This is a genomic window from Lachnospira rogosae (ex Hitch et al. 2025), assembly GCF_040096455.1.
GTDB lineage: Bacteria > Bacillota > Clostridia > Lachnospirales > Lachnospiraceae > Lachnospira > Lachnospira rogosae.
Genome location: NZ_JBBMER010000007.1, coordinates 53130 through 77906, shown reverse-complemented (window position 1 = coordinate 77906; position 24777 = coordinate 53130). Strand labels below are relative to the sequence as shown.

Genomic DNA, 24777 nt, shown 5'->3' with positions numbered 1-24777 from the left:
AAAATAATATAATAAAATATAGTATAAAATGCTGCCACATAAAATGGCAGCATTTTAATTGGTAATTAATATTCAGAACCGCACCATCTTCCAGAAGCTCCACAAGGAAGCACAAGTCCGTTAGCGGATACAGGAAGTCCGACTTCATTAGAACTACAGTAGCCGTCAAAATCTTTAAGTTCTGTGCTTAACATATAAGTAAGAACTGCTGGCTGAAGTCCTGTTGTGTAGGAGTTGATAAGGAAGAATAATGGCTTGTCAGAAAGAAGCTTTGCACACAGCTTAACAAGTGGGTGTATAGCTTCTTCTATTTTCCATATCTCGCCCTTAGGACCTCTGCCATATGATGGAGGGTCCATAATAATAGCATCGTAGTGATTGCCACGTCTTATTTCTCTTTCAACAAATTTAACACAGTCATCGACTATCCAGCGGATAGGCTTGTCAATAAGTCCTGATGATGTGGCATTTTCTTTAGCCCACGCAATTATTCCCTTAGAGGCATCAACGTGTGTAACATGAGCACCAGCGGCTGCACAGGCAAGAGTAGCACCACCAGTGTAGGCAAACAAGTTAAGAACCTTTATCTGTCTGTCAGGTTCATTATCTTTAGCTTTCTTTATAATTTCAGAGAACCAGTCCCAGTTGGCTGCCTGCTCAGGGAATATTCCTGTGTGCTTAAAGCTGAATGGCTTTAAGTTAAATGTAAGAGGAACATCAACAGAAGGACTTTCGTATTTTATTGTCCAGCTTTGTGGCAGGTCGAAGAATTCCCATTCGCCGCCTCCCTTAGAGCTTCTGTGATAATGTCCATTCATATGTTTCCATCTGTTGTCGTTCTTAGGAGTGTCCCATATAACCTGTGGGTCTGGGCGGACAAGAATGTAATCGCCCCAGCGTTCAAGCTTTTCTCCACAGGATGTATCTATAACTTCATAATCTTTCCAATTATCTGCAACAAACATATTGTAATTAAGTCCTTTCTTGTTTAAGCATATATATTAAGTATATAACAGATTGTATGGTTGGGGCAATCAAAAAGTACAGCGATTAGGATATAATTAACGTATGGTAGTGTATAATAATCATTTAATACAGTGATTAGGATATAATTAATGTGCGGCGGTATGTAATATGTTAAATGTATAGTTGTGCATATATTGCGTAACTTGAAAAATATACCATTTTACTGTAACATATAACAGACAAAAAATATAAATTGTTATATGGTATTAGTGTTAAAAGTAACTATTGATAATTGCATAATATATATAAGGAAAGGAAAATGCACATTTGAAAAATATATCTTTTAAAACAGCAAAGAATGATATTATAGCAGGAATTATTGTGGCGTTAGTGTCAATACCAATATCTATGGGGTATGCCCAGATAGCAGGGCTTCCAGCGGCATATGGACTGTATGGTTCGCTTATACCAGTGCTTATATATGCTTTTACAACAACATCACCACAGTTCGTATTTGGTGTAGATGCAACGCCGGCGGTGCTTGTAGGCGGTACGTTATCGGCACTTGGCGTTACTTCAGGCTCTGAGGAAGCGATGAAGCTTGTGCCGGTCATTACATTTGTTGTTGCAATATGGCTCTTGATATTCAGTCTTATTAAAGCAGGACGAATAGTTAATTACATATCAACGCCGGTTATGGGAGGTTTTATAAGTGGAATTGGTATTACAATAATACTTATGCAGGTTCCAAAGCTGTTTGGTGGTTCTGCAGGTACAGGAGAACTTATTGAACTGGGTATCCACATATGGGGACAACTTCAATATTTTAATGTGTTATCGGCAGTTCTTGGATTTGGAACAGTTGTAATTATACTTGTTGCAAAGAAATATATTCCGAAGTTTCCAATGTCAGTTGTGCTTATGGTGCTTGGTGCAATGGCAACAGCATTTTTACACATTGACAGATTAGGGGTTAAGCTTCTGCCTCACGTTGATTCGGGATTTCCGAAGCTTATGGTACCCGATTTTACATTATTAAAGACAGATACATCAGATATAATTATACTTGGACTTACCTGTGCACTTGTTATTATGGCACAGACACTGCTTGCCACTAATAACTATGCTAACAGATATGGATATAAGGTTGATAATAACAGAGAGGTGCTTGCTTATTCTTTAGCCAATATAGCTTCTTCGGTATCAGGAAGCTGCCCTCTTAACGGAAGCGTATCAAGAACAGGTATAGCTGACCAGTTTGGCTGTAAATCACAGCTTATGTCAGTTACAGCTTCAATTACAATGCTTGTTGTCGTGCTTTTTGCGACACCTGTGCTTGAATATCTTCCTGTGCCTATTCTTACAGGAATTGTCGTTGCTGCACTTATCGGAATAGTTGAATATAAGCTTGCTGATAAACTTAGAAAAGTCAACAGGGCGGAGTTCTTTATATTTCTTGCGGCTATGTTTGGCGTATTATTATTTGGAACTATATATGGCGTTATTATAGGTGTTATTCTTTCATTTATAGCTGTAATAATAAGGGCAGTTGTTCCTCCAAGATCATTTCTTGGCTGTATACCAGGACACGAGGGTTTCTATAATCTTAATCGTAACAAGAACGCTTTGCAGATAGAACACACATTATTATATAGATTCAGTGGTAATCTTTTCTTTGCAAATGTGTCTACATTTTTGCAGGATATAGAAAATGCCATAAATGATGATACAAAGATTATAATAGTTGATGCGAGCGGTATCGGAAGCATAGATATAACAGCAGCAGACAGGCTTGTATCATTTAATAAAATATTAAAGGGTAAAGGAATACATTTTTATATAACTGAGCACGTTGACCATGTAAATGACCAGTTAAGGCAGTTGGGTGCTGGCTGTCTTGTTGAGGAAGGTGTCACAAGAAGAACAATATCGCTTGCTTTAAGAGATGCCGGTGTTGACAGGCCTTATCCGCTTGTTGGCAGTCCTGAGCAGGTTGCTGTACACGAGGATTTTATTGAGGATAACGAAAGGCTTGCAGAGATAGAGTGGGCGTTTGGCAAGGACGCCGCAGAATGGCTTGATAAATATGCCGTACAGGTTACAGATGACATTACAAGCAGTATTGATGTGGGGTCATCTGAGTTTGCGGAAAATGTTCTTGATAAGGCGGAAAGCAAGAATGCCTGGGGTAGAATTGGCTTATTTGATGAAGATGAACTTCTTGAGAGAGTTGAAATGCACTTATCTGAGCTTGCACAGAACAGCAATGCAGAAGAGTTAGAGGAGCATATTGAACAGAGAAGATTAAGGCTTGAGGCTAAGATTGCGAAGTTAAATCCGGATGCGTTAAAGCATTTAAGGGAACATAGAAAAGAAGTGTTACAGAGATTTAAAGAGAACAATCCAGAAGCGTATGCTCATATGATACAGCATAGAAAGGAACATATAAGCAGGCTGGAGAAAGAAAAGCCAGAGCTTGCTGCTAAGATGAAGGAATTCTATAAGCTTGATGATTAAACTGTCATATATCATTATATATAAGGGAAGGTTTTTATTGTGAATATATTAAATGTTGAAAAAGTGAGCAAAGCATTTGGTGAGAAAGTGCTTCTTGACAATGTCACACTTGGGATTAATAAGGGTGACAAGATCGGAATTATAGGAGTTAATGGAACTGGAAAGTCTACACTGCTTAAAATAATTGCCGGCATTGAAGAACCTGATGAGGGTAATATTATAAAAGGAAGAAAAGTTACTGTTACATATCTTGCACAGTCACCAGATTATATTAAAGATGAAAATGTACTTTCATATGTGCTTCGTGGCAAAGATTCATCGAATGAGCCAAAGGCGAAGGAAATACTTAATAAGCTGGGCATAGATGTATATGATGCTCCTATGGACAAGCTATCTGGTGGACAGAAAAAGAGGGTTGCATTGGCAAAAGTGTTAGTTGAACCTACAGAGGTACTTATACTTGATGAGCCGACTAATCATCTGGATAATGATATGGTTGTGTGGCTTGAGCGGTATATCAAGGCATTTAAGGGTGAACTTCTTATGGTAACGCACGACAGGTATTTCCTTGACAATGTAACTAACAAGATAGTTGAGATAGACCACGCAGATCTTTACAGTTATGAATCTAATTATTCAGGATTCCTTGAATTAAAGACTGAAAGAGAACAGATGGAAAGAGCTACAGAGGCTAAAAGACAGAACACATTAAGAAGAGAACTTGAGTGGATAAGGAGAGGCTGTCAGGCACGTTCAACCAAGCAGCAGGCAAGAATAGATCGTTTTGAAGATATGAAAGAAGCTTCAAGACAGGCAAGAGCTAAGTTTGACAAAAGCCTTATGGATATGAGCTCTGTAAGCAGACGTCTTGGAAGAAAGACAATAGAACTTAACAATATAACTAAAGCTTATAATGGACACACATACATTAATGATTTTACATACATTTTCTTAAGGGATGACCGAATAGGCATAATTGGAAGCAATGGCTGTGGCAAGTCTACACTTATGAAGATAATAACAGGACAGATACAGCCTGACAGTGGAAGTGTTGAGATAGGCGATACAGTTCATATAGGCTATTTTATGCAGGAGAATGAGCCTCTTGATGAGAATCAGACAGTGCTTGAGTTCGTAAGAAGCATAGGCGAGTATGTGCAGACGGTTGATGGAAAAGCAACAGCAAGCCAGATGTGTGAGAAGTTCCTGTTCCCGCCTAAGCAGCAGTGGACACCAATAAGAAAGCTGTCTGGAGGAGAAAAGAGAAGACTGTATCTTTTAAGTGTGCTTATGAGTGCACCTAATGTACTCATACTTGATGAGCCAACCAATGACCTGGATATTGAAACGCTTGAAGTATTAGAGGATTATCTTGATGGGTTTGCAGGAATTGTAATTACTGTTTCTCACGATAGATATTTTCTCGACAGGACGGTTGATAGAATATTTGCATTTGAGGCTGGAGGGCACCTTACACAGTATGAAGGAGGTTATTCAGACTATAAAGAAAAATGTGTTTCTTCTATATATAATGCGTCAGAAAATGGAGTTTCAAAAAGTAATTTATCATTAGGCAGTAATAGTGTAGTGGCAGGTGTAGATGTAACAGCAGGAGGCACGGCAGCAGGAAGAGTATCAGGTGGCGATACGGATAGTGTGCAGAAGGCTGTATCTGGCAGTAAGACACTTACAAGCAAGGAATATAATAAGTCAAGAAGCGAACGTCTTAAGTTTACTTATAAGGAACAGAAAGAGTACGAAACTATTGATGATGACATAGCGGCATTGGAAAATGATATAGAAAGAATAGATGCAGAGATGTCTAAGTGTGCAACTGATTACGGAAAGCTTAATGACTTATCTAAGGAGAAGGCTGAAAAAGAACAACAGCTTGAGGAAAAGATGGACAGATGGGTATATCTTAATGACCTTGCGGAAAGAATTGCAAACCAGTAAAAGGTGTGTGTAAATAAAGCAGAAATGTTTATAAATATTCATTAAATAAAGCATATTGTGGATAAATAACAACTAGAATGGATAATAATTAAACCAGAGAAATATTATATGATTGTACTTAAAAAAATACAATAAAATAATATTTTTCTGGTTGATTTTATAGTAGGGGTAGTGTATATTAATACTTGCTGTGACATTGATAGCGTAGAAGCGTGAGGTTGCTATCCGTAAGGGTAGGTTTTCCGTGGAGCGAATGTCAAGGCCGGCAAGTCCGGCGAAGAATCTGGCGACAAGTCACTGTACCTAATATCATCTGCAAGATGCAGAAATGACACGTTGGTTAATCGGGATATACCAATAGCGGTTTCTCGATACGCGTGGGAGTGTGTACAGTCACCGCTTGTCGTGCTTAAACAATAAAGTGCGAAGGAGGCGACTTTTTTTATGGCAAATCAGGTAATAAGAATTACACTGAAAGCTTATGATCATCAGTTAATCGATCAGTCAGCTAAGAAAATCATCGAAACTGCTAAGAAGACAGGAGCAAATGTGAGTGGTCCAGTACCTCTTCCAACAAAGAAGGAAGTAGTTACAATACTTAGAGCTGTTCACAAGTATAAGGATTCAAGAGAACAGTTTGAACAGAGAACTCATAAGAGACTCATCGATGTATTATCACCATCTCAGAAGACTGTAGATGCATTATCTAAATTAGAAATGCCAGCTGGTGTATTCATCAACCTTAAGGTAATGAACTAATCATTACACAATTTTTCATTATTATTTAAGAGCAATAATCCTAAGGGTTTAATATAGAAGTAACGATACACGAAAGTGTAGCACAGTGGTGCGGGTTCCACTTATATTAGCTGTTCTAGGATGACAGGATGCGCTTATGACGTATAAAATATTATTACAATATAATATAGAAACTTCCGGACTAAAGTCGGAAGAAAATCCGCTAGGATTTTGCTTCCAGATGATTACGCCGGAAACGGCATAATCATCTTGTCCGCTGTAGATTAAACAGGAGGAATATCAATGAAGAAGGCAATTTTAGCTACAAAAGTCGGAATGACTCAAATCTTCAATGAAGACGGTGTTTTAACACCTGTAACTGTTCTTCAGGCTGGTCCTTGTGTTGTAACACAAGTTAAGACAGTAGAGAACGACGGTTACGATGCAGTTCAGGTTGGTTTTGCTGACATTAGAGAAAAGTTAGTAAACAAGCCTGTTAAAGGACATTTTGATAAGGCAGAGGTTCCTTACAAGAGATTCTTAAGAGAATTCAAGTTTGAAAATGCTTCAGAATACTCAGTAAAGGATGAAATCAAAGCTGATATCTTCGCAGCAGGCGATAAGGTAGATGCAACTGCTATTTCAAAGGGTAAAGGTTTCCAGGGCGCAATCAAGAGATTAGGCCAGTCAAGAGGACCTATGGCTCATGGTTCTAAGTTCCACAGACATCAGGGTTCAAACGGATCAGCAACAACACCTGGTAGAGTATTCAAGGGAAAAGGAATGCCTGGACATATGGGTTCTAAGAGAATCACAATCCAGAATCTTGAAGTAGTAAGAGTTGATGTTGAAAACAACGTAATCTTAGTTAAGGGTGCTGTACCTGGACCTAAGAAATCATTAGTAACACTGAAAGAAACAGTAAAGGCTAGCAAGTAGTTTTTACTAAGGAAGGAGGACCACACAGATGGCAAACGTATCTGTTTACAATATTGAAGGCAAGGAAGTTGGCTCAATCGAATTAAACGATGCAGTATTTGGTGTTGAAGTTAATGAACATCTTGTACACATGGCAGTAGTTAACCAGCTTGCAAATAATCGTCAGGGAACACAGAGCGCTAAGACACGTTCAGAAGTTTCTGGTGGCGGAAGAAAACCTTGGAGACAGAAGGGAACTGGTCATGCAAGACAGGGTTCTACAAGAGCTCCACAGTGGACAGGCGGCGGTATCGTATTTGCACCAAAGCCAAGAGATTATTCATTCAAGATGAATAAGAAGGAAAAGAGAATCGCTCTTCTCTCTGCATTATCTTCAAAGGTTGCAGAAAGCAAGATCGTTGTACTTGATGAGTTCAAGTTAGATGAAATCAAGACAAAGAAGTTCGTAGAAGTTATGAACAACTTAAAGGTTGAAAACGCATTAGTAGTTCTTGAAGGAGAGAACAAGAACGTAGTTCTTTCAGGAAGAAACATTCCTTCAGTTAAGGTTACAGCTACTAACGAAATCAACACATATGACGTACTTAAGTACACAACATTAGTTGTTACTAAGGCCGCTGTAGAGAAATTAGAGGAGGTGTATGCATAATGGCAAACGTACAGTATTATGATGTAATCCTCAAACCAGTTATAACAGAAAAGTCTATGGCTGATATGGCAGACAAGAAGTATACATTCTTAGTTCATACAGATGCTAACAAGACTATGATTAAAGAAGCTGTTGAAAAGATGTTCGAAGGAACAAAGGTTGCCAGCGTTAACACAATGAACAGCGTTGGCAAGAAGAAGAGAAGAGGAAGAACAGTTGGTACAACTGCTAAGACTAAGAAGGCAATTGTTCAGTTAACAGCTGATAGCAAAGATATCGAAATCTTTGAAGGACTTTAAGATTTAGCAACATTTAATAGTGTAGAAAACAATATTACACAAGCTCGAAAGGAGAGAATATAATGGGAATTAGAACTTATAACCCATATACACCTTCCAGAAGAAACATGACTGGATCAGATTTCTCAGAAATCACAAAGACAACTCCTGAGAAATCATTACTCGCTAAGAAGAGTAAGACTGCTGGCCGTAACAACCAGGGTAAGATCACTGTTAGACATCATGGTGGTGGAAACAGACAGAAATATAGATTAATAGATTTCAAGAGAAATAAAGAAGGCGTTCCTGCAAAGGTTATCGGTATCGAGTACGATCCTAACAGAACAGCTAATATCGCACTTATCTGCTACGCAGATGGTGAGAAATCATATATCCTTGCTCCACAGGGATTAACAGATGGCATGACAGTACAGAATGGTGCTGGTGCTGAAGTAAGAGTTGGTAACTGCTTACCACTTACAGAGATTCCTGTAGGTACACAGGTACACAACATTGAGTTATATCCAGGTAAGGGTGGACAGCTTGTTCGTTCTGCTGGTAACTCAGCTCAGTTAATGGCTAAGGAAGGCAAGTATGCAACATTAAGACTTCCTTCTGGCGAAATGAGAATGGTACCAATTATCTGCCGCGCAACAATCGGTGTTGTAGGTAATGGAGATCACAACCTTATTAATCTTGGTAAGGCTGGACGTAAGAGACATATGGGTATCAGACCTACAGTTCGTGGTTCTGTTATGAACCCTAACGACCATCCACACGGTGGTGGTGAAGGTAGAGCACCAGTTGGTCGTCCAAGCCCAATGACACCTTGGGGTAAGCCTGCTATGGGTCTTAAGACTCGTAAGAAGAAAAAAGCTTCTAACAAGCTTATCGTAAGAAGAAGAGATGGAAAGGCTATTAAGTAATTAATAGTACATTTTAATTAACATTTAACTAAGATTTGATAGATTATAAGGAGGTTTCAACCTATGGCTCGTTCACTTAAAAAAGGACCATTCGCGGACGAAAGCTTACTTAAGAAGGTAGATGCATTAAACGCATCAAACGACAAGCAGGTTATTAAGACATGGTCACGTCGTTCAACAATTTTCCCTTCATTCGTAGGCCATACAATTGCAGTTCATGACGGAAGAAAGCATGTTCCTGTATATGTTACAGAGGATATGGTTGGTCATAAGCTCGGTGAGTTCGTTGCTACAAGAACTTACAGAGGACACGGCAAAGACGAAAAGAAGAGTAGATAATTTGTATTATTTGAAAGGAGGTTTAATCGATGGCTAAAGGACATAGATCCCAGATTAAACGTGAAAGAAACGCTGTTAAGGACACAAGACCAAGCGCAAAGTTATCTTACGCAAGAGTATCTGTTCAGAAGGCTTGTTTCGTATTAGATGCTATTAGAGGCAAGAGCCTTGAAGAAGCACTTGGTATCGTTATGTACAACCCAAGATATGCTTCATCACTTATAGAGAAGTTATTAAAGTCAGCTGCTGCTAATGCAGAGAACAATAACGGTATGGACCCAAGCAAGTTATATGTAGAAGAATGCTACGCTAACAAGGGACCAACAATGAAGAGAGTCCATCCAAGAGCACAGGGTAGAGCTTATAGAATCGAAAAGAGAATGAGCCATATCACTGTAATATTAAATGAAAGATAATTGCATTTCCTAAAGAATAGAAAGGAGATTTTATGGGACAGAAAGTTAATCCTCATGGTTTAAGAGTCGGCGTTATCAAAGACTGGGACTCTAAGTGGTATGCAGAAGAAACTTTTGCAGATAACCTTGTAGAAGATTATAACATTAGAAAATTCCTTAAGAATAAGTTATATGCTGCAGGAATTTCAAAGATTGAAACAGAAAGAGCTTCAGATAGATTAAAGATTATCATTCACACAGCTAAGCCAGGTGTTGTTATTGGTAAGGGTGGTGCTGAAATAGAAGCACTCAAGAAGCAGGTTGAAAAGCTTACAAGTGCTAAGAGACTTAGCATTGATATTAAAGAAGTTAAGAGACCAGATAAGGATGCTCAGTTAGTAGCTGAGAACATCGCACAGCAGTTAGAGAATCGTATCTCTTTCAGAAGAGCTATGAAGTCTTGCATGGGAAGAACAATGAAGCAGGGTGCTAAGGGTATTAAGACATCTTGTTCAGGTCGTCTCGGCGGTGCTGATATGGCTCGTACAGAGTTCTATAGCGAAGGTACAATTCCTCTTCAGACACTTCGTGCAGATATCGATTACGGATTTGCAGAAGCTAACACAACTTATGGTAAAGTTGGTGTTAAGGTATGGATCTATGAAGGTGAGGTACTTCCAACAAAGACTAACAAGGAAGGGAGCGATAAGTAATGTTACTACCTAAGAGAGTTAAACATCGTAGACAGTTCCGTGGTTCTATGGCAGGTAAGGCAACAAGAGGTAACAGAATCACTAATGGTGAATATGGTATCGTTGCAACAGAACCATGCTGGATCAAGTCAAACCAGATAGAAGCAGCCCGTGTAGCTATGACAAGATACATTAAGCGTGGCGGTAAAGTATTTATAAAGATTTTCCCAGATAAGCCGGTAACAGGTAAGCCTATCGGTGTTCGTATGGGTAAAGGTAAAGGTAACTTAGAGTGCTGGGTAGCAGTAGTTAAACCTGGACGTGTTATGTTCGAGATTTCAGGTGTACCTGAAGAAACAGCAAGAGAAGCATTACGTCTTGCAACTCATAAACTTCCTTGCAAGTGCAAGATCGTTTCACGTGCAGACTTAGAAGGCGGTGATAACAGTGAAAATTAATAAGTATGTAGAAGATTTAAAGGCAAAATCAGCTGCAGAATTGAATGAAGAATTAGTAGCTGCTAAGAAGGAACTTTTCAATTTAAGATTCCAGAACGCAACAAATCAGTTAGATAACACTAGCAGAATTAAAGAAGTTAGAAAGAACATTGCTAGAATTCAGACTGTAATTGCTCAGAAGAATGCTTAAATTACATTTATAAATGTGTAAGTATTTCCTAAGAAAGGAGAATAACTGTGGAAGAGAGAAATTTAAGAAAAACTCGTACAGGTAAAGTTATCAGCAATAAGATGGATAAGACAATCGTTGTTGCTGTAGAAGATAACGTTAAGCATCCACTTTACAACAAGATTGTAAAGAGAACATACAAGTTAAAGGCTCACGATGAGAACAACGAATGTTTAATCGGTGACGTTGTTAAGGTAATGGAAACTAGACCTTTATCTAAGGATAAGAGATGGAGATTAGTTGAAATTATCAGCAGAGCTAAATAATTTTAACAATTTAGAATTAGAATTGATATTACTGAAAGGGGTAGTATTATGGTACAACAGGAAACCAGACTTAAGGTTGCCGATAACACAGGTGCTAAAGAAATTCTTTGCATCAGAGTTATGGGTGGATCTACAAGAAGATATGCAAATATCGGTGATGTGATTGTCGCTACTGTTAAAGAAGCAACACCAGGCGGCGTTGTTAAAAAGGGCGATGTTGTTAAGGCCGTTGTTGTTCGTTCTGTAAAGGGCGCACGTCGTAAAGATGGCTCATACATTAAATTTGATGAAAATGCTGCTGTAATCATCAAGGATGATCAGACTCCTAAGGGAACTCGTATCTTTGGACCAGTAGCTAGAGAGTTAAGAGAAAAGAAGTTTATGAAGATCGTTTCTCTTGCTCCAGAAGTATTATAGGAGGTACCACAATGTCAGCTGTAAGAATTAAAAAAGGTGATACTGTTAAGGTAATCGCAGGTAAAGACAAGGGCAAGACAGGCAAGGTTATGTCTGTAAATGCTAAGAACCATACAGCATTAGTTGAGGGCGTTAACATGGTAACAAAGCATGCTAAGCCAAGTGCAGCTAATCAGCAGGGTGGAATTCTCCACCAGGAAGCACCAATCGATATCTCAAACATCGCTTATGTAGTTAAGGGTGATAAGACATCTAAGATTGGTTATGACTTCAAGGATGGTAAGAAAGTTCGTGTTGCTAAGGCAACTGGCGAAGTTATCGATTAATAAAGGAAGGAGGCAATAATTTTGAGTAGACTTAGAGATTTATACGAAAACGAAATCACTAAAAAAATGACAGATAAGTTCGGTTACAAGAACCCAATGATGGTTCCAAAGATCGACAAGATCGTAATAAATATGGGTGTTGGTGAAGCTAAAGAAAATTCAAAGCTTCTCGATGCAGCAGTTAAAGAACTCGAGACTATTTCAGGTCAGAAGGTAGTTCTTACAAGAGCTAAGAATTCAATTGCTAACTTCAAGTTAAGAGAAGGTCAGGCAATCGGATGCAAGGTTACACTTCGTGGTGAGAAGATGTACGAATTCCTTGACAGACTTGTTAATCTTGCATTACCAAGAGTTCGTGACTTCAGAGGCGTAAGCGCTGAATCATTTGATGGAAGAGGTAACTATGCTTTAGGTATCAAAGAGCAGATTATCTTCCCAGAAATCGAATACGATAAGATTGACAAAGTAAGAGGTATGGATGTTATTATTGCAACAACAGCTCATACAGATGAAGAGGCACGTGAATTACTTAGAATGTTCAACATGCCTTTCAAGAATTAATTATAGGAGGTAAATTTTAATGGCTAAGACTTCAATGAAGGTTAAGCAGCAGAGAGCACCTAAGTTCTCTACAAGAGCTTATACACGTTGTACAATATGTGGTCGTCCACATTCTGTTTTAAGAAAGTACGGAATCTGCAGAATTTGCTTCCGTGAATTAGCTTACAAGGGTCAGATCCCAGGAGTTAAGAAGGCATCTTGGTAAGATAAATTGATAATTACAATATGTAATTAATCAACAGTGGTTTGCCACTATTACCTTGATATATATGCATTAACATAGTTATACGGCGTACAGCCGTATGCTATATATGCATGAACAATTGACGTAGTCCCGGTAAGGGAAACCAGTGAATTATTTAAGGAGGAACATTTAAAATGACAGATCCAATTGCAGATATGCTTACAAGAATTCGTAATGCAAACACAGCAAAGCACGACACAGTTGATATCCCATCTTCAAAGATGAAGCTTTCTATAGCTAAGATTCTTTTAGATGAAGGTTATATCAAGTCTTATGAGCTTGTTGAGAATGGTAATTTCAACGACATCCGTGTTACATTAAAGTACGGTGCTGATAAGAATGAAAAGATTATCTCAGGTCTCCAGAGAATTTCTAAGCCAGGTCTTAGAGTTTATGCTAGCAAGGATGAACTTCCAAGAGTTCTCGGTGGTCTTGGTGTTGCAATTATCTCAACAAACAAAGGTGTTGTAACAGATAAGGAAGCTAGAAAGCTGGGCGTTGGTGGAGAAGTTCTCTGCTTCGTTTGGTAATTTATAATAGATACTCACTCACAAAGAAAACACGTTCCTATTTTTAAAGTGTTTTCTTAATCAAAATTAGGAGGTGCACGGCATGTCACGTATAGGAAGAATGCCTATCGCTGTCCCAGCAGGTGTTACTGTTGAGATCGCAGAAAATAACAAAGTGACTGTAAAGGGTCCTAAGGGTACACTTGAAAGAGTTTTACCTGCTGAGATGGACATTAAGATGGAAGGTTCAGAAATCGTTGTTTCTAGACCTAACGACTTAAAGAAGATGAAGTCATTACACGGATTAACAAGAACATTAATTCATAATATGGTAATCGGTGTTACAGAAGGATATGAGAAGAAGCTTGAAATCAACGGTGTTGGTTACAGAGCTCAGAAGCAGGGTAAGAAGCTTGTATTAGCTTTAGGTTACTCTCATCCAGTCGAAATGGAAGATCCAGAAGGAATCGAAACAACTGTTGATGGTACTAACGTTATCATCGTAAAAGGTATTAGTAAAGAAAAAGTTGGCCAGTACGCAGCTGAAATCAGAGCTAAGAGAGCTCCAGAGCCATATAAGGGCAAGGGTATCAAGTACTCTGATGAAGTTATTAGACGTAAGGTTGGTAAGACTGGTAAGAAATAATTAAAGGAGTGAATACAAAATGGTTAGTAAGAAGTCAAGAACAGTAGTTCGTGAAAATAAACATAGAAAATTACGTAATCGTTTCAGCGGTACAGCAGAAAGACCACGTTTAGCTGTATTTAGAAGCAATAATCATATGTACGCTCAGATTATTGACGACACAGTTGGTAAGACACTTGTTTCTGCTTCAACACTTGATAAGGACGTAAAGGCAGAACTTGAAAAGACTAATAACGTTGAAGCTGCTACAGTAGTTGGTACAGTAGTTGCTAAGAAGGCATTAGAAAAAGGTATTACAACTGTCGTTTATGATAGAGGCGGATTTGTATATGAAGGTAAAGTAAAGGCATTAGCAGAGGCAGCAAGAGAAGCTGGCCTTGAATTCTAAGCGGAAGGGAGAAACAAACAGTATGAAACGTACAATAATTGATGCTAGCAATTTAGAATTAAGAGATAATGTAGTATCAATCAAGCGTGTAACAAAGGTTGTAAAGGGCGGACGTAACATGCGTTTTGCAGCTTTAGTTGTTGTTGGTGACGGCAACGGACATGTTGGCGCTGGTGTTGGTAAGGCAGCTGAAGTTCCTGAAGCTATCCGTAAGGGAAAAGAAGATGCCATTAAGCATTTAGTAGAAGTTCCTATGGACGAGAATTCATCAGTTCCACATGACTTCATCGGAAAGTTCGGAGGAGCAACAGTTCTTCTTAAGAAGGCTCCAGAAGGTACTGGTATCATCGCAGGTGGTCCAGCTCGTTCAGTACTTGAGCTTGCAGGTATTAAGAATATCCGTACAAAGTCACTTGGTTCTAATAACAAGCAGAATGCTGTATTAGCAACAATAGAAGGTCTTAAGTCTATGAAGACTCCAGAAGAAGTTGCAAGACTTCGTGGAAAGTCTGTTAGCGAGATCCTTGGCTAATTAACAAATAAACATTGATATAGTCGTTATTGACAGATGGAGGTTAAAATGGCTGATAAGAAGTTAAGAATAACTTTAGTTAAGTCTCCAATCAGTGCTGTTCCAAAGCATAGAAGAACTGTTGAAGCTATGGGTCTTACAAAGATGCATAAGACAGTAGAACTTCCAGACAATGCTGCAACAAGAGGACAGATTCAGCAGATTGGTTATATGTTAAAGGTAGAAGAAATTTAATTAATAAATCGGATAAGGAGGTGCAAAGATGGATTTATCTAATTTAAGCCCAGCAGAGGGCTCAGTAATGAGTGATAATTTCAGAAGAGGTCGTGGACATGGCTCAGGTAACGGCAAGACTGCTGGTAAGGGTCATAAGGGACAGAAAGCTCGTTCAGGAGCACCAAGACCAGGTTTCGAAGGTGGCCAGATGCCATTATATAGAAGAATTCCTAAGAGAGGTTTCACTAACAGAAACCGTAAGGAATTTGTTGCTATTAACATCAGCACATTAGAAAGATTTGATAATGGTGCAGAAGTTACAGTTGATACATTAATTGAATCAGGTATCGTTAAGAATCCTAAGGATGGTATCAAGATTCTTGCTAACGGTGAACTCACAAAGAAACTCAACGTTAAGGCTAACGCTTTCAGTGCTTCTGCAAAGGAAAAGATCGAAGCTCTTGGTGGTTCTTGCGAGGTGATCTAATATGTTAAAGACACTTGTAGGCGCTTTTAAGAACAAAGACATAAGAAAAAAGATTTTATATACTCTTATGATTCTTGTTATTGTTAGAGTAGGAAGTTTGCTTCCTATTCCAGGAGTAGATACAGAGTATTTCAGTAGCTTACTTAGTGGAATTAATACTGGTGATTTGAGCTATCTTAGCGCATTTACAGGAGGTTCATTCGAAAGAATGTCCCTCTTTGCGTTAAGCATAACGCCATATATTACTTCATCTATTATTATGCAGCTTCTTGCTATTGCAATTCCTAAGTTAGAGGAAATGCAAAAAGAAGGTGAAGATGGTAGGAAGAAGATTGCAGCAATTACAAGATATGTAACAATTGCTCTTGCTCTTATAGAGAGTATAGCTATGGCTGTAGGTTTTGGTAGATCTGGACTTATCAAGGGATATCAGGGCTTTAGTACATTACATTATATTGTAAGCATAATCGTAGTTGTTGCAGCACTTACAGCAGGTTCTGCAATGCTTATGTGGCTTGGTGAAAGAATTACTGAAAATGGTGTTGGTAATGGTATATCAATTGTACTTTTAATTAACATTATTTCTGGTATGCCAAGTGATTTTGCTACATTGTATAGCACATTTGTTGCACCTAGAACTATTGCAAAGGGTGTATTAGCAGCTGCAATTATTATTGCAATTCTTGTTGTAATGGTAGTTTTAGTATGCTTCTTACAGGATGGAGAGAGAAGAATTCCTGTTCAGTATTCACAGAAGGTTAGTGGTAGAAAGACATTTGGCGGACAGTCAACTAATATACCTTTAAAGGTTAATACTGCTGGTGTAATGCCTGTTATTTTCGCATCATCACTTATGCAGTTCCCTGTAATTATTGCACAGTTATTTGGAAAGTCATACGAATGGACCAGATATTTAAGCTCTTCATACTGGTGCAGAATATCAGCACCTAAGTATTCTATCGGGTTAGTATTGTATATTGTATTGCTTATAATATTTGCATACTTCTATACATCAATTACATTTAATCCAATTGAAGTAGCTGATAACTTAAAGAAAGCTGGTGGAGTTATCCCTGGTATAACACCTGGTAAGTCTACTAGTGATTATCTTAATAATATATTAAACTACATCGTATTCGTAGGTGCAGTTGGATTACTCATCATCGCATTAATACCTATTATGTGTACAGGGTTCTTTAATGCAAGCGTTTCATTTGGTGGAACATCAGTAATCATCATCGTTGGTGTTGTACTTGAAACATTAAAGCAGATTGAATCGCAGATGGTTAATCGTTATTATAAAGGATTCTTAAGCGAATAGCTTATAAGTATTAGATGACTTGCCTGACAGTAATGTTGGGCGAGTCCTTTGTATATAAAAAAGAAATGAGGTAAACATATGAAGATTATTATGTTAGGAGCTCCTGGAGCTGGTAAGGGAACACAGGCAAAGAAAATAGCTGAAAAATACTCAATTCCTCATATTTCAACAGGAGATATTTTCAGAGCAAATATCAAGAATAATACAGAACTTGGCAAGAAAGCTAAGACATATATGGACAAGGGTGAGCTTGTACCAGACGAATTAGTTGTAGACCTTATAATGGATAGATTTAAGGAAGCTGACTGTGCTAATGGATATGTATTAGATGGTTTCCCAAGAACAATACCTCAGGCAGAAGCACTTGATAAGGCACTTGCTGCTAATAATGAAACAGTAGACTACGCTATTAACGTAGAAGTTCCAGACGAAAATATTATCAATAGAATGTCAGGAAGAAGAGCTTGCGTTGGTTGTGGTACAACATACCATATCGAGTTCAATCCTACTAAGGTTGAAGGCATATGTGATGCTTGTGGTGAAAAGCTTATATTAAGAGATGATGATAAGCCAGAAACAGTTAAGAACAGATTATCTGTATATCATGAGCAGACACAGCCATTGATTGATTACTATTCAAAGAAAGGTGTATTAGCTGAGGTTGATGGTACACAGTCAATGGAAAATGTATTTAATGCAATTGTTGATGTTTTAGGAAAGTAGGCTGAATATGTCTGTAACAGTTAAATCACAACGCGAAATCGAATTAATGAGAGAAGCTGGTAAGATACTTGGTACAGTCCTTAATGAACTTGAAAAGGAATGTAAACCGGGTGTTACAACTTATCATATTAATAAGATTGGTGAGGAAATGATAAAAAGCTACGGATGTATTCCTTCATTTAAGGGATATCAGGGGTATCCAGCCGCAATATGTGTATCAGTTAATGACGAGATAGTACACGGAATTCCATCAAAGAAGCGTGTACTAAAAGAAGGTGACATAGTAAGCCTTGATGCAGGAGTGATACACAAGGGTTATCATTCTGATGCCGCAAGAACTTACGGTATTGGAAAGATAAGCGATGAAGCGGCTAAATTGATAGAAGTGACAAGACAAAGTTTCTTCGAGGGTATTAAATATGCCAAAGAAGGATGCCACTTATATGAAATCTCCAATGCAATTGCACAATATAATGAGTCGTTTGGATATGGAGTTATCAGAGATCTTGTAGGTCACGGAATAGGAACAGAACTTCACGAAGAACCAGAGATACCTAATTTCAGACAGGACAGAAGAGGTATCAGGCTTTATGAGGGGATGACACTTGCGATTGAACCTATGGTATCAGCAGGCGATTATAAAGTCAGATGGTTAGATGATAACTGGACAGCATCAACATTTGACCATTCATTATCAGCACATTATGAGAATACTGTGCTTGTAACGAAAGCTGGACCAGAAATACTATCATTAGTAGAATAACTGATAATGGAGGGCAGGATTTGAATAATTATATAGGATATTTTGCTACATCATTAGCAGGACACGATAAGGGATTAACATATGTTATTACAGGTGTTGATAATGAATATGTATATGTAACTGATGGCAGGCTCAGGCAGGTTGATGAGCCTAAAAAGAAAAAGTTAAAACATATTCAGCTTATCAAAATATGTGACGATACAATAAAAGACAAGATAAGTCGTAATATTAAGCTGACCAATGAAGATATTAAACTTGCAATTAAGAAGTATAATAACCGGTAAAGCAAACAGAGATTTAATAATAAGGAGGCAAATATGTCAAAGGCAGATGTAATAGAAATCGAAGGAAAAGTTGTTGAGAAGTTACCTAATGCATTTTTTAAGGTTGAACTTGAGAATGGACATCAGATACTTGCAACTATCAGTGGAAAGTTAAGAATGAACTTTATCAGAATTCTTCCAGGCGATAAGGTAACAATAGAGCTTTCTCCATATGACCTTACTAAGGGAAGAATTATCTGGAGAGATAAGTAATTATTTCAAAAAACATCTAAAAATATATAATATTTTTGTGCAAATTTTTTTGTTTTAAATTGCAATTTTAACTTGCATTTAAAAATATGACTATGCTATAATAGTCAACGAACTTGTCTGAAAGGAGGCTTTTGCAGTGAAGGTTAGATCATCAGTTAAACCAATTTGTGAAAAATGCAAAGTCATTAAGAGAAAGGGTAGAATCATGATTATTTGTGAGAACCCTAAGCACAAGCAGAGACAGGGTTAATCCTTATGGAGAGAAGTAGCTGATACTTCTCATGTTTGTGCGTTATGATATCGATATCACTAGTTGATGTCATAACATTGATGTTTGTTCTATTAATCACTATGATAGACAGACAATGTAGTTTTGCGGCTGCAGCGATGAACCACCCGGCTAAGTTGTAAGGTGGACATTGCTATTTTATATAGTAGTTGTTATGGCAACGCACACATTTCAGACGGCAGGCAACTGACGGGCTGCGTATGTATAATCACTACACGGTAATTTATTAATAACATATATATTTGATTAACGGAGGTTAAAGAACACATGGCTCGTATTTCAGGTGTAGACTTACCAAGAGAAAAACGTATCGAAATCGGACTTACTTATGTTTATGGTATTGGACGAGTTAGAGCAACTAAGATTCTTGCAGAGGCTGGTGTTAATCCAGATACTCGTGTTAAGGATTTAACAGATGAAGAAGTTGCAAAGATCGCTAAAGTTATAGATGCAGATCCAGAGCATTTAGTAGAAGGTGACTTAAGAAGAGAAGTTGCCATGAACATCAAGAGATTAAAGGAAATCGGATGTTATAGAGGAATTCGTCATAGAAAGGGTCTTCCAGTTAGAGGTCAGAAGACTAAGACTAATGCAAGAACTTGCAAGGGACCTAAGAAGACAGTAGCTAATAAGAAGAAATAATAATTGTTAAATTGTTAAACTCACAGGAGGTTATTTATCATGGCTCAGAAAGTTACAAAAAAAGTGACAAAGAAGCGTGTTAAGAAGAACGTTGAAAGAGGACAGGCACATATTCAGTCATCTTTCAATAATACAATCGTTACTTTAACAGATGCAGAAGGTAATGCTTTATCTTGGGCATCAGCAGGTGGACTCGGATTCAGAGGATCTAAGAAGTCTACTCCATATGCAGCACAGATGGCAGCAGAGACAGCAACAAAGGCTGCTTTAGTTCACGGATTAAAGTCTGTAGACGTTATGGTTAAGGGACCAGGTTCAGGTAGAGAGGCAGCTATTCGTGCCCTTTCAGCTTGTGGTCTCGAAGTTACAAGTATTAAGGATGTTACACCAGTTCCACATAACGGTTGTCGTCCACCAAAGCGTAGAAGAGTTTAATTTAGGGAGGTAAGATTACAATGGCAGTTAATAGAACACCTGTGCTCAAGAGATGTAGATCTCTTGATTTAGATCCTTTATATTTAGGAATAGATAAGAAGTCTAGAAGAAAGGCTAAGAATGCTGGAAGAAAGATCAGCGAATACGGATTACAGCTTCGCGAAAAGCAGAAGGCTAAGTTCATCTATGGCGTATTAGAGAAGCCTTTCAGAAATTATTATAAGAAGGCTGAGAAGCAGAAGGGTATGACTGGTGAGAACCTTATGATTACTCTTGAACTCAGACTTGATAATGTTATCTTCAGATTAGGTTTTGCTAGAACAAGAAAAGAAGCAAGACAGATCGTAGACCACAAGCATGTACTTGTTAATGGCAAGTGTGTAAACATCCCTTCATACTTAGTTAAGGCTGGAGATGTTATTGAAATCAGAGAAAAGTCAAAGTCTTGTGCTAGATACAAGGAAGTACTTGAAGCTACTAATGGAAGATTAGTCCCAGAGTGGTTAGAGTCTGACAAGGAAGCACTTAAGGGTACTGTTAAGTCATTACCTACAAGAGAAGCTATTGACGTTCCTGTAAACGAGATGCTTATCGTCGAGTTATATTCTAAGTAATCCATTAATTAAATGTTTAGACGTTTCAGTTTGCAGGTTGCTTGTGGACAGATACGTTTATATAAGACAACAGAATGCTATATATGCGTTCTGTTGTCTTATGGATAGAAGGAATAAACTTATTAAAACCCATAAAAGGAGGGGCTATACATGGTTGATGCAGATTTTAATTTCAAGATGCCAAAGATTGAGATGACTGAGCAGTCAGAAGATGGAAAGTATGGTAGATTTGTCGTTGAACCGCTCGAAAGAGGTTATGGACTTACTCTTGGTAATTCTTTAAGAAGAATTATGCTTTCTTCATTAGTTGGTACAGCAGTAAGCAGTATCAAGATTGAGGGCGTTCTTCATGAATTCAGCTCAATTCCTGGTGTTAAGGAAGATGTTACTGAGATAGTGATGAACATCAAGCAGTTATCAATCAAGAACAATGGTAATTCCGTTGAGCCTAAGGAAGCTCATATTGAGTTCGTAGGCGAGGGTGTAGTTAGAGCATCTGATATTCAGGTAGACCCTGATATAGAGATTATTAACCCAGATCTTGTTATTGCACATCTTAATGGTGCAGACAGCAAGTTAATTATGGAACTTACAATCACTAACGGACGTGGTTATGTAAGTTCAGAAAGAAATAAAAAAGAAGACCAGCCAGTTGGCGTTATCGCTGTAGATTCAATCTACACACCAGTAGAGAGAGTTAATATGGCTGTTCAGAATACACGAGTAGGTCAGGATACAGATTTTGACAAGCTTACACTTGATATATTTACTAATGGAACAATAGCTCCAGATGAGGCATTAAGCCTTGCAGCTAAGGTTCTTAGTGAGCATCTTAAGGGCTTCATTAACCTTTCAGAGAATGCTGCTAACGCAGAGATTATGGTTGAACAGCAGGTTGATGAGTCAACTAAGGTTCTTTCAATGAGTATTGAAGACCTTGAATTATCAGTTCGTTCATCTAACTGTCTTAGAAGAGCAGGTATCAACACTGTTGAAGAACTCTGCAATAAGACACCAGATGATATGATTAAGGTTAGAAACCTTGGTAAGAAGTCTTTAGATGAGGTGCTTTTAAAGCTTAAGCAGTTAAATTTACATCTTAGATCTAGTGAAGACTAAAAATTAAAGCGTAATATTAGAGTTTGTAGAAAAAACATCTATACAGTAAGACCATATGCGCGTGTATAGACGTTACAAATGGAGGTTAAATCAATGGCAAAGTATAGAAAGCTTGGTAGAACATCAAGCCAGAGAAAGGCTTTATTAAGAAGCCAGGTAACAGCTTTAATCGAGAATGGTAAGATTGTTACAACAGAAGCAAGAGCTAAGGAAGTTCGTAAGCAGGCTGAAAAGCTTATTACACTTGCAGTTAAGGAAAAGGACAACTACGAAACAGTTACAGTATCTGCTAAGGTTGCAAAGAAGGATGCTGATGGCAAGAGAGTTAAGGAAGTTGTTGATGGCAAGAAGGTTACTGTATATGAAACAGTAGAGAAGGAAATCAAGAAGGATCTCCCTTCAAAGCTTCACGCTAGAAAGCAGATGGATAAGGTTCTTTACAAGGTAACAGAAGTTCCTGCTGATGCTGCTGGAAAGAAGAAGAATACTAAGACTGTTGACCTTACTAATAAGTTATTTGACGAAATCGCACCTAAGTATGCTGACCGTAAGGGTGGCTACACAAGAATCGTTAAGATTGGCTTAAGAAAAGGTGATGCAGCAATGGAAGTTCTTCTTGAATTAGTATAATTACATCATTGCGTATTATTAGCGGATATGGGGTAACTCATATCCGCTTTTTTAAGGTTGAATTATATATTAGAAAGTTTTGTATTTTTTCACGTTATTTCAATGAATTTAGTATATAAAATTGATTTTTATAAAGTTATATAGTAATATGCAATTATTTGAAAGAAAGAATAAAAATGTATCATTACAGGGGAATTATCTGTGAAGATATAATATCAGCAAGTATGTCCGGAAATGTCTGGAGTACTGGAACAGGAGACTGTTATGGGAATAGTAGAAGCGAAGAATTTGACATTTGAATATATAAGACGAGATGAAGAGGGTAATGTTGAGGGAATAACTACAGCAGTTGATAATGTAAATATAGATATTAAAGCAGGAGATTTTGTTGCAGTGCTTGGACACAATGGTTCAGGCAAATCAACATTTGCCAAGCATCTTAATGCCCTTGTTATGCCGACAGAGGGAACAGTGTATGTCGATGGAATGGATACTAAGGACAGCGGCAATACACTTTCAATAAGACAGACAGCAGGAATGGTATTTCAGAATCCGGATAATCAGATAGTTGGTACACTTGTAGATGAAGAGGTAGGATTTGGACCAGAGAATATAGGAGTTCCAACAGAAGAAATATGGGAAAGAGTAGAAAAAAGCCTTAAGGCGGTTGGAATGTATCAGTTTCGTAGTGCTTCTCCTAATAAGCTTTCAGGTGGACAGAAACAGCGTGTCGCAATAGCAGGCATAGTAGCTATGAAACCTAAATGTATCGTGTTAGACGAGCCTACAGCAATGCTTGATCCTCTTGGAAGAAAAGAAGTATTAAATGTTCTTCACGAGCTTAACAGAAAAGAAAATGTTACTATAATACTTATAACGCATTATATGGAAGAAGTAATAGATGCAGATTATGTGTATGTAATGGATGGTGGAAAGCTTGTAATGGACGGAACTCCAAGGCAGATATTCACACAGGTTGAGATGTTAAAGAGTATGAGGCTCGATGTGCCACAAGTGACGGAACTTGCTTATGAATTAAAAAAGGCAGGTCTTCCTATTAAAGATGGCATAATAAGAAATGAAGAATTAGTGGAAGAATTAAAAAGACTGGATAAATAAAAATGATGTTACTGCCAGTGGGCAGAATGTACATTAGAATGGAGAGTGCAATGTCAATAATTGTTGATAAAATCAGTTATGTATACGAAGCAGGAACAGGCTTTGAAAGACGAGCTCTGGACAATGTGTCGTGTGCAATTAATGACGGAGAATTTGTAGGTCTTATAGGACATACGGGTTCTGGTAAGTCCACATTTATCCAGCACCTTAATGGGCTGCTTAAGGCGACAGAGGGACATATATATTTTAATGGACAAGATATATATGATGCTGGATTTAATATGAAAGAATTAAGAAGCAAGGTCGGACTGGTATTCCAGTATCCGGAACACCAGCTTTTTGAAACAGACATATTTAAAGATGTGTGCTTTGGACCTAAGAATTTAGGTTTATCAAGACAGGAATACGAGCTTAGAGCCTTTGAGAGCTTAAGACTTGTTGGGCTTGATGAGAACCTTTATTATCAGTCGCCATTTGATTTGTCAGGCGGACAGAAGAGGAGAGTTGCAATAGCTGGCGTGCTTGCTATGAAGCCGGAGGTTCTTATATTAGACGAACCAACAGCAGGACTTGACCCTAAAGGAAGGGATGACATTTTAGACTGCCTTAAATACTTAAGGGAAGAAACTGGAATTACTGTAATCCTGGTATCTCACAGTATGGAAGATGTAGCCAAATATGTTGACAGAATTATGGTTATGGATGATGGCGTATTAAAATATGATGATACACCACAAAATGTATTCAGACATTACAGACAGTTAGAGCAGATAGGACTTGCAGCACCACAGGTTACTTATATAATGAATGACCTTATAAGGGCTGGAATAAATGTAAATCCAGATGCAATAACAATTGCGGAAGCAAAAGAAAGTATTCTGTCACATTTTAAGCGTAATGCAAAGGCGTAGC

Annotated in this window: 37 protein-coding genes; 36 read left to right on the top strand and 1 reads right to left on the bottom strand. The window is 38.0% G+C overall.

Going from position 1 to position 24777, the window contains the following annotated elements:
- Nucleotides 1-65: 65 nt before the first annotated feature.
- The gene (locus WMO14_RS09990) at nt 66-965 is read right to left on the bottom strand and encodes a class I SAM-dependent methyltransferase (protein WP_055177116.1); all 900 of its coding nucleotides are present in this window, start codon (nt 963-965) and stop codon (nt 66-68) included.
- A 328-nt stretch (nt 966-1293) separates the two neighbouring features.
- Here WMO14_RS09990 and WMO14_RS09985 point away from each other — a divergent pair, with 328 nt between their 5' ends.
- From WMO14_RS09985 to WMO14_RS09810, 36 genes are all read left to right on the top strand, one after another.
- A complete protein-coding gene (locus tag WMO14_RS09985; RefSeq protein ID WP_055306851.1) occupies nt 1294-3483 on the top strand; it encodes a SulP family inorganic anion transporter in 2190 nt (729 codons plus the stop codon).
- 39 nt (nt 3484-3522) lie between these two features.
- A complete protein-coding gene (locus tag WMO14_RS09980) occupies nt 3523-5439 on the top strand; it encodes an ABC-F family ATP-binding cassette domain-containing protein (RefSeq protein ID WP_349153754.1) in 1917 nt (638 codons plus the stop codon).
- Nucleotides 5440-5883: 444 nt separating this feature from the next.
- Entirely contained in the window at nt 5884-6198 is a 315-nt protein-coding gene (rpsJ, locus tag WMO14_RS09975; RefSeq protein ID WP_022203557.1) for a 30S ribosomal protein S10, read from the top strand.
- Nucleotides 6199-6480: 282 nt separating this feature from the next.
- Entirely contained in the window at nt 6481-7116 is a 636-nt protein-coding gene (rplC, locus tag WMO14_RS09970; protein WP_055177126.1) for a 50S ribosomal protein L3, read from the top strand.
- Between the two features lie 28 nt (nt 7117-7144).
- Entirely contained in the window at nt 7145-7765 is a 621-nt protein-coding gene (rplD, locus tag WMO14_RS09965) for a 50S ribosomal protein L4 (RefSeq protein ID WP_055306849.1), read from the top strand.
- Nucleotides 7765-8064 (top strand): 50S ribosomal protein L23, encoded by a 300-nt coding sequence (gene rplW / locus WMO14_RS09960; RefSeq protein ID WP_055177131.1) that lies wholly within the window; start codon nt 7765-7767, stop codon nt 8062-8064. The genes rplD and rplW overlap by 1 nt, the downstream gene beginning before the upstream one ends.
- Before the next feature lie 62 nt (nt 8065-8126).
- Nucleotides 8127-8969: a 50S ribosomal protein L2 gene (gene rplB, locus WMO14_RS09955; RefSeq protein WP_055177134.1), complete on the top strand. Its 843-nt coding sequence runs from the start codon at nt 8127-8129 to the stop codon at nt 8967-8969.
- Nucleotides 8970-9032: 63 nt separating this feature from the next.
- Complete coding sequence (gene rpsS / locus WMO14_RS09950) at nt 9033-9308, top strand: 30S ribosomal protein S19 (protein ID WP_055177138.1); 276 nt, start codon at nt 9033-9035, stop codon at nt 9306-9308.
- A 29-nt stretch (nt 9309-9337) separates the two neighbouring features.
- A complete protein-coding gene (rplV, locus tag WMO14_RS09945; RefSeq protein WP_055177141.1) occupies nt 9338-9724 on the top strand; it encodes a 50S ribosomal protein L22 in 387 nt (128 codons plus the stop codon).
- A gap of 32 nt (nt 9725-9756) precedes the next feature.
- Complete coding sequence (gene rpsC / locus WMO14_RS09940; RefSeq protein WP_055177144.1) at nt 9757-10416, top strand: 30S ribosomal protein S3; 660 nt, start codon at nt 9757-9759, stop codon at nt 10414-10416.
- Nucleotides 10416-10853: a 50S ribosomal protein L16 gene (gene rplP, locus WMO14_RS09935; protein WP_055177147.1), complete on the top strand. Its 438-nt coding sequence runs from the start codon at nt 10416-10418 to the stop codon at nt 10851-10853. Before rpsC ends, rplP begins: the two co-directional genes overlap by 1 nt.
- The gene (rpmC, locus tag WMO14_RS09930; RefSeq protein ID WP_012738580.1) at nt 10843-11043 is read left to right on the top strand and encodes a 50S ribosomal protein L29; all 201 of its coding nucleotides are present in this window, start codon (nt 10843-10845) and stop codon (nt 11041-11043) included. Before rplP ends, rpmC begins: the two co-directional genes overlap by 11 nt.
- Nucleotides 11044-11090: 47 nt before the next feature.
- Nucleotides 11091-11348, top strand: coding sequence for a 30S ribosomal protein S17 (gene rpsQ / locus WMO14_RS09925; protein WP_022501133.1), 258 nt, complete (start codon nt 11091-11093; stop codon nt 11346-11348).
- Between the two features lie 48 nt (nt 11349-11396).
- On the top strand, nt 11397-11765 hold the full coding sequence (gene rplN, locus WMO14_RS09920; RefSeq protein ID WP_022501132.1) for a 50S ribosomal protein L14: 369 nt from the start codon (nt 11397-11399) through the stop codon (nt 11763-11765).
- 11 nt (nt 11766-11776) lie between these two features.
- Nucleotides 11777-12091, top strand: a complete 315-nt coding sequence (rplX, locus tag WMO14_RS09915) for a 50S ribosomal protein L24 (protein WP_022204434.1) — start codon at nt 11777-11779, stop codon at nt 12089-12091.
- 21 nt (nt 12092-12112) lie between these two features.
- Complete coding sequence (gene rplE / locus WMO14_RS09910) at nt 12113-12652, top strand: 50S ribosomal protein L5 (RefSeq protein WP_022204433.1); 540 nt, start codon at nt 12113-12115, stop codon at nt 12650-12652.
- A gap of 19 nt (nt 12653-12671) precedes the next feature.
- Nucleotides 12672-12857: a type Z 30S ribosomal protein S14 gene (locus WMO14_RS09905; protein ID WP_012738585.1), complete on the top strand. Its 186-nt coding sequence runs from the start codon at nt 12672-12674 to the stop codon at nt 12855-12857.
- Between the two features lie 173 nt (nt 12858-13030).
- Nucleotides 13031-13426: a 30S ribosomal protein S8 gene (rpsH, locus tag WMO14_RS09900; protein ID WP_022204432.1), complete on the top strand. Its 396-nt coding sequence runs from the start codon at nt 13031-13033 to the stop codon at nt 13424-13426.
- 82 nt (nt 13427-13508) lie between these two features.
- Nucleotides 13509-14051: a 50S ribosomal protein L6 gene (gene rplF, locus WMO14_RS09895; RefSeq protein ID WP_022501131.1), complete on the top strand. Its 543-nt coding sequence runs from the start codon at nt 13509-13511 to the stop codon at nt 14049-14051.
- 19 nt (nt 14052-14070) lie between these two features.
- Complete coding sequence (rplR, locus tag WMO14_RS09890; RefSeq protein ID WP_022204430.1) at nt 14071-14439, top strand: 50S ribosomal protein L18; 369 nt, start codon at nt 14071-14073, stop codon at nt 14437-14439.
- A 22-nt stretch (nt 14440-14461) separates the two neighbouring features.
- A complete protein-coding gene (rpsE, locus tag WMO14_RS09885; protein ID WP_022501130.1) occupies nt 14462-14971 on the top strand; it encodes a 30S ribosomal protein S5 in 510 nt (169 codons plus the stop codon).
- A gap of 48 nt (nt 14972-15019) precedes the next feature.
- Entirely contained in the window at nt 15020-15205 is a 186-nt protein-coding gene (rpmD, locus tag WMO14_RS09880; RefSeq protein WP_022204428.1) for a 50S ribosomal protein L30, read from the top strand.
- 28 nt (nt 15206-15233) lie between these two features.
- Complete coding sequence (gene rplO, locus WMO14_RS09875; protein WP_022501129.1) at nt 15234-15674, top strand: 50S ribosomal protein L15; 441 nt, start codon at nt 15234-15236, stop codon at nt 15672-15674.
- 1 nt (nt 15675) lies between these two features.
- On the top strand, nt 15676-16995 hold the full coding sequence (gene secY, locus WMO14_RS09870; protein ID WP_349153753.1) for a preprotein translocase subunit SecY: 1320 nt from the start codon (nt 15676-15678) through the stop codon (nt 16993-16995).
- A gap of 78 nt (nt 16996-17073) precedes the next feature.
- Entirely contained in the window at nt 17074-17718 is a 645-nt protein-coding gene (locus tag WMO14_RS09865; RefSeq protein ID WP_349153752.1) for an adenylate kinase, read from the top strand.
- Between the two features lie 7 nt (nt 17719-17725).
- Nucleotides 17726-18481 (top strand): type I methionyl aminopeptidase, encoded by a 756-nt coding sequence (map, locus tag WMO14_RS09860; RefSeq protein WP_055177153.1) that lies wholly within the window; start codon nt 17726-17728, stop codon nt 18479-18481.
- Nucleotides 18482-18501: 20 nt separating this feature from the next.
- The gene (locus WMO14_RS09855; RefSeq protein WP_022501125.1) at nt 18502-18765 is read left to right on the top strand and encodes a KOW domain-containing RNA-binding protein; all 264 of its coding nucleotides are present in this window, start codon (nt 18502-18504) and stop codon (nt 18763-18765) included.
- Nucleotides 18766-18798: 33 nt separating this feature from the next.
- Complete coding sequence (gene infA / locus WMO14_RS09850) at nt 18799-19017, top strand: translation initiation factor IF-1 (RefSeq protein ID WP_012738595.1); 219 nt, start codon at nt 18799-18801, stop codon at nt 19015-19017.
- A gap of 136 nt (nt 19018-19153) precedes the next feature.
- Nucleotides 19154-19267: a 50S ribosomal protein L36 gene (gene rpmJ / locus WMO14_RS09845; RefSeq protein ID WP_082421663.1), complete on the top strand. Its 114-nt coding sequence runs from the start codon at nt 19154-19156 to the stop codon at nt 19265-19267.
- Between the two features lie 306 nt (nt 19268-19573).
- The gene (gene rpsM / locus WMO14_RS09840; protein ID WP_022204422.1) at nt 19574-19948 is read left to right on the top strand and encodes a 30S ribosomal protein S13; all 375 of its coding nucleotides are present in this window, start codon (nt 19574-19576) and stop codon (nt 19946-19948) included.
- Between the two features lie 39 nt (nt 19949-19987).
- Entirely contained in the window at nt 19988-20383 is a 396-nt protein-coding gene (gene rpsK / locus WMO14_RS09835; RefSeq protein WP_022432687.1) for a 30S ribosomal protein S11, read from the top strand.
- 20 nt (nt 20384-20403) lie between these two features.
- On the top strand, nt 20404-20997 hold the full coding sequence (gene rpsD / locus WMO14_RS09830; RefSeq protein WP_022501124.1) for a 30S ribosomal protein S4: 594 nt from the start codon (nt 20404-20406) through the stop codon (nt 20995-20997).
- Nucleotides 20998-21147: 150 nt separating this feature from the next.
- On the top strand, nt 21148-22116 hold the full coding sequence (locus WMO14_RS09825) for a DNA-directed RNA polymerase subunit alpha (protein WP_022501123.1): 969 nt from the start codon (nt 21148-21150) through the stop codon (nt 22114-22116).
- A gap of 93 nt (nt 22117-22209) precedes the next feature.
- The gene (locus WMO14_RS09820; protein WP_022501122.1) at nt 22210-22746 is read left to right on the top strand and encodes a bL17 family ribosomal protein; all 537 of its coding nucleotides are present in this window, start codon (nt 22210-22212) and stop codon (nt 22744-22746) included.
- A gap of 264 nt (nt 22747-23010) precedes the next feature.
- Entirely contained in the window at nt 23011-23865 is an 855-nt protein-coding gene (locus WMO14_RS09815) for an energy-coupling factor transporter ATPase (RefSeq protein ID WP_022501121.1), read from the top strand.
- A 50-nt stretch (nt 23866-23915) separates the two neighbouring features.
- Nucleotides 23916-24776 carry an energy-coupling factor transporter ATPase gene (locus WMO14_RS09810; RefSeq protein ID WP_116444198.1) on the top strand — a complete coding sequence of 287 codons (861 nt, stop codon included), beginning with the start codon at nt 23916-23918 and terminating at the stop codon, nt 24774-24776.
- Nucleotide 24777: the final 1 nt, after the last annotated feature.